Genomic DNA, 4,765 nt, shown 5'->3' with positions numbered 1-4,765 from the left:
AGCCGGTCGCGGCCGCGGCCACCACCTCGGAGGCCCCGCCCCCGGGCCCGACGCCGGAGAAGGCGCCGGTCGAGGAGGATGCCCGCGCCGAGGAGGCCGCCGCGGCGAGCAAGCCGAGCCCCGACGTGGACCTCACCTCGGCCGACTCGCTCTTCGACATCCCCGCCCCGAAGCCGACCGCCGCGGCAACTGAGGTGCAGGAGCCGAAGGCTGACGAGCCGAAGGCTGAGTCGAACGCAGAGCCGAAGGCGCAGTCGAACGCCGAGCCCGAGGCCGAGGCGAAGGCTGGGGCGAAGGAAGAGCCGAAGAAGGCTGAGGCGAAGGAAGAGCCGAAGGCCACCGCTCCTGCTCCGAAGCGATCGGGCAACGCCCACCAGCCCCGCACCGACGCCGACATCCACGAGACCGGTTCGCTCTTCGACCTCTGACCCACCGCGAAGGGGCAGGGTTTGCGGTGCGAACCGGCGGGGTTTGCGGTGCGAACCGGCAGGTTTTGCGGTGCGAAGCAAGATTCCGGTTCCTAGGGCAGGGCGGTCGCTTCGTCGTACGCTCCGCATCCTCCGGCGGCGCATACCGCGCCCCTTGGCGGCGCATACCGCGCCCCTTGGCAGCGCTTTCCGCGCCCCTTGGCGGCGCATACCGCGCCCCTTGGCGGCGCATTCCGCGCCCCTTGGCGGCGCATACCGCGCCCCTTGGCAGCGCATACCGCGCCCCTTGGCAGCGCATTCCGCGCCCCTTCGTGGGTCGGTGAGGCGCTGATCAGGAGCGCATTGCGACACCCTCGCGCCAGTAGCCCATGAAGGCCACCTGGCCGCGGTCGAGGCCGAGGTCGTTGACCAGCTTGCGGCGCAGGCCGGTCACCACCTTCGACTCGCCGGCGATCCAGGCATAGAGGCCGGCGTACGGCGAGCCCGCGGTCGGGACCGACGTCGACGCGAGCACGTCCTCGCCGGCGGAGGAGTAGACCGGCGTCTCCCACAGGCTGGGATCCACCTCGGCGTCCTCGACGGAGGGCAGGGCGTCGGCCGCCGGCGCGGCGCCGGTCAGGTGCGCGAGTACGGCGGCGTGCAGGTCGACCCCGCGGGTGCCGCCGTTGCGGGGCAGCCAGGTGATCTGCACGCCAGCGGGGGAGACGACGTCGTCCTGCACGTCGGCGTCGAGCGGGACCTCCAGGAACGCGGCGCCGATCGCGTCGGCGGGCAGGTCGCGCAGGATCCCGCGGATCGCCGGGACGGCGGTCTCGTCGCCCACGAGGAGCAGCCGGGTCGCCGGACCGGGGGACCACTCGATGCCGCCGAACTCGTGCCCACGACGCGGCGCGAGGACGATGAGCCGGTCGCCGGCTGTGGCCTGCAGCGCCCACCGGTTGCCGGCCCCGTCGAGCGGATCTCCGCCGACATGGTCGTCCTCGTGCACCACGATGTCGACCACGAGCCGGGTGTTGTCGCCCGCACCGACCACGTCGCGGATCGTGTACGTCCGCATCGAGCCGCGCTCGTCCTCGGGGATCTCCAGCCAGGTCGCCCACCACGAGTCGTCCATGCGGGCGAACGACGGCAGGTTGCCCGCCGGGTTGGGGAAGACGATCTTCATCCGCTGGTCGAGGAGCGGGCCGTCGACGCCGAACTCGGCGAGCGCGCTGCCGCCGATCTCGATCCGGACGAACGAGGCCGAGACGCGCTCAGCTCGCAGCACCTCGACCTCGGAGAGGATCATGGGGAGGGCAGCGACGTACTCGTTCTGGTCGACGGTCATAAGGACAGCCTAACCTGACTTCCAGGTCGCTCCGGCGGCCAGCGCTCGCGCGCAGGCTAGATCGGACTGCGGTGGAAGTTCTGGAACGACCGGGACGGGGTCGGTCCGCGCTGGCCCTGGTAGCGGGAGCCGTACTTCGCCGACCCGTACGGGTGCTCGCTCGGCGAGGAGAGTCGGAAGAAGCAGAACTGCCCGATCTTCATGCCGGGGTAGAGCTTGATCGGCAGTGTGGCGACGTTCGCGAGCTCGAGGGTGACGTGCCCGGAGAAGCCCGGGTCGACGAAGCCGGCAGTGGCGTGGGTCAGCAGCCCGAGCCGTCCGAGGGAGGACTTGCCCTCGACCCGCGCGGCGATGTCGTCGGGCAGGGTGACCACCTCGTACGTGCTGCCGAGCACGAACTCTCCCGGGTGCAGGATGAACGGCTCGTCGCCGTCCGGCTCGACCTCGCGGGTGAGGTCCGACTGGTCCGCCGCCGGGTCGATGTGTGGGTAGCGGTGGTTCTCGAAGACCCGGAAGAACCGGTCGAGCCGTACGTCGATCGACGACGGCTGCAGCATGGCCGGGTCCCACGGGTCGAGGGCGACCCGGCCGGCGTCGATCTCGGCCAGGATGTCGCGGTCGCTCAGCAGCACGCTGGCACCCTACCGAGCGGAGCGGTCTTCGCGGGCCCCAGCCGCAATCCGGTCGAGCGCGGTGAGCCAGTCCGGCAGAATGCTGCGGTGACCTTCTCCCGGTACGTGGCCCTCGGCGACTCGTTCACCGAGGGCGTCGGCGACCCCGACCCGGCTCGCCCCAACGGCCTGCGTGGCTGGGCCGACCGCGTCGCGGAGGCGCTCGCCCTGCAGGCCGCCGGCGCTGGCGTGCAGTTCGGCTACGCCAACCTTGCGATCCGCGGCCGCAAGCTGCCGGCGATCCTCGCCGAGCAGCTCGAGCCGGCGGTCGCGCTCGGCCCCGACCTGGTCACCATCCACGGCGGCGGCAACGACGTGCTGCGCCCCAAGATCGACCTCGACGGCCTGGCAGCGTCGTACGACGAAGGGGTCGGCCGGCTCGCCGCCACCGGCGCGCACGTCGTCATGTTCACCATCGCCGACCCGGGCATCAACCCGGTCTTCAAGATGATCCGGGGACGCACCGCGGTCTTCAACGAGTGGGTGCGAGAGATCGCCGAGAAGCACGGCGTGACCCTGGTCGACATGTGGCGAATGCGCGACTGGAAGGTCGCCGAGGTGATGGACGAGGACCGGCTGCACCTCAACGCGATCGGCCACAACTTCATCGCCATGGCCGTGCTCGACGCGCTCGGCGTGACCCACGGCCTCGCGCCGCTCCCGGTGCCCGAGATCCCGGTGCTCACGCCGCGCGAGGCGCGTCGCCAGAACCTCGTCTGGGCGCGGACCCACGCCGTGCCGTGGGTGCAGCGCCGCGTGACCGGCCGGTCCTCGGGCGACGGCATCGAGCCGAAGCGGCCGAGCCTCGGACCGATCGGGTAACATCCTCCACGCTCCGGGAGACCGGCGCATGCGGGCGTAGCTCAGTTGGTAGAGCGCGACCTTCCCAAGGTCGATGTCGCGAGTTCGAGTCTCGTCGCCCGCTCCAGTTCGTGGTATCCGTGCAGGTCGCGCTCGAAGGCGCTCTGCCCGTTCCATCCATCGCGGTCAGCCACTGGCCAACCTGTACCGGACGTCCACCTCGGGCGCGTAGCCCCGCGCTCCGCCTAGGCTCGCTCCGTGGAGTTCACCGGTTTCCCCGTCGCAGCGCTTGACTTCTACGACGACCTCGAGGTCGACAACACCAAGTCGTTCTGGGAGGCCAACAAGGCGGTCTACGCCGAGCAGGTGCGGGCGCCGATGGTGGCGCTGACGGACGCGCTCGCGCCGGAGTTCGGGGAGGCGAAGGTGTTCCGTCCCTACCGCGACGTTCGCTTCGCCAAGGACAAGACGCCCTACAAGACGCACCAGGGCGCGTTCGTCGGGGTGGGGCCCGCGACGGGCTGGTACGTCGAGGTGGCGGCGCCCGGGGTGCGGGTCGGTGGCGGGGTCTACGAGGTCTCCGGGGACCGCCTGCACCGGCTTCGCGAGGCGATGGTGCACGACAAGGCGGGCAAGCTGCTCCAGCGGATCCTGCGCGACCTCGAGCGCGGCGGCTTCGAGGTCGCGGGCGAGCGGCTCAAGAGCGCGCCGCGCGGCTACGACAGGGACCATCCGCGGATCGACCTGCTGCGGATGAAGACCGTGCTCGGCATGAGGTCCTACGGCTTCGAGCCGTTCGTCCACACCGTCGAGCTGTTGGACCGGGTCCGCGAGGACTGGCGCAAGCTGCGGCCGCTGGTCAGCTGGATCGCCGAGGCGACGAGCTGAGCGGTGACGCGTCCCTACTCGAACCAGACCTGGCTCGACGCGATCTCGGTGAGCCGGTCGATGCCGATGGCCGGATCGTCCGTCACGGCCGGAACGTCCTCGGAGCCGTCGGGGTTCTTGCCGGCGGCGGCGTTGTAGGACACCAGGCTCACGGCGTAGCCGTGCTGCCACACCGTCGCCCCGTTGGTCTTCACGGTGACGCCGGTCTGCGGACCGTTGGTGAGCACCTCCAGGCCGTTGACCACCGCGCACCTGGCCCTCGGCGCAGGGGGTGCAGTCTCGTCGGACTCGGTGTCCGGTGATGCCGCGAGCTCCTGACAGCTCGCCAGCTCGTCCGCCGGCTGGATCCAGACCGTCGTCAGCGTGCCCCGGTAGCGGAAGTGGGCGAGCCGCGTGTGCGGCTCGTCGATCACCGGGTAGTCCGCCCCTCGGAGCACCGTGGTCACGTCGTGCGAGCCGAGCAGCTCGCCGATGGTCGCGGGGATGTCACGGGCTGCGACCGCCAGCGCGCGGTCCGGCTGCGCGGGCTGCGGGTCGGGCCTCGGCTGAGGCTTCTCCGCGGACTCCCCGGCCACGACGTCGGAGCCCCGCGCCGGACCGCCTACCCCTAGCCCGGGCAGCGTGGCCGCCCCGCCGGCGATCAGCCCGAC

Annotated in this window: 5 protein-coding genes, 1 tRNA gene and 1 pseudogene; 4 read left to right on the top strand and 3 right to left on the bottom strand. The window is 71.5% G+C overall.

All coding sequences use genetic code 11. The annotated features are described in order from the left end of the window. Positions 1-428, top strand: a pseudogene (locus E7Z54_RS23305) (hypothetical protein); the annotation flags it as partial. Between the two features lie 331 nt (positions 429-759). On the opposite strand, the gene E7Z54_RS14505 reads toward E7Z54_RS23305, so the two are convergent. Both E7Z54_RS14505 and dcd read right to left on the bottom strand, forming a co-directional pair. After that, positions 760-1,755, bottom strand: coding sequence for a siderophore-interacting protein (locus tag E7Z54_RS14505; RefSeq protein WP_240769690.1), 996 nt, complete (start codon positions 1,753-1,755; stop codon positions 760-762). A gap of 56 nt (positions 1,756-1,811) precedes the next feature. Next, positions 1,812-2,387 carry a dCTP deaminase gene (gene dcd / locus E7Z54_RS14500; RefSeq protein ID WP_136434854.1) on the bottom strand — a complete coding sequence of 192 codons (576 nt, stop codon included), beginning with the start codon at positions 2,385-2,387 and terminating at the stop codon, positions 1,812-1,814. Positions 2,388-2,474: 87 nt separating this feature from the next. On the opposite strand from dcd, the gene E7Z54_RS14495 reads away from it, so the two are divergent. The 3 genes from E7Z54_RS14495 to E7Z54_RS14485 all read left to right on the top strand — a co-directional run bounded on the left by E7Z54_RS14495 (position 2,475) and on the right by E7Z54_RS14485 (position 4,115). Further along, positions 2,475-3,248, top strand: a complete 774-nt coding sequence (locus E7Z54_RS14495; protein WP_136434852.1) for an SGNH/GDSL hydrolase family protein — start codon at positions 2,475-2,477, stop codon at positions 3,246-3,248. 30 nt (positions 3,249-3,278) lie between these two features. Continuing rightward, positions 3,279-3,354 (top strand) — tRNA-Gly (locus E7Z54_RS14490). Between the two features lie 131 nt (positions 3,355-3,485). Then, complete coding sequence (locus E7Z54_RS14485; RefSeq protein ID WP_136434850.1) at positions 3,486-4,115, top strand: DUF2461 domain-containing protein; 630 nt, start codon at positions 3,486-3,488, stop codon at positions 4,113-4,115. Positions 4,116-4,129: 14 nt separating this feature from the next. Here the strand turns inward: E7Z54_RS14485 and E7Z54_RS23300 are convergent. Continuing rightward, positions 4,130-4,765: hypothetical protein (locus tag E7Z54_RS23300; RefSeq protein WP_206056225.1), on the bottom strand; the 636-nt coding region annotated here is incomplete at its 5' end.

Origin of the sequence: Nocardioides sp., from assembly GCF_004803405.1 — a bacterium.
In the GTDB taxonomy this organism is placed as follows: domain Bacteria; phylum Actinomycetota; class Actinomycetes; order Propionibacteriales; family Nocardioidaceae; genus Nocardioides; species Nocardioides vastitatis.
Note: the sequence above shows the minus strand (reverse complement) of the source record. Positions and strands in the feature narration are given on the sequence as shown.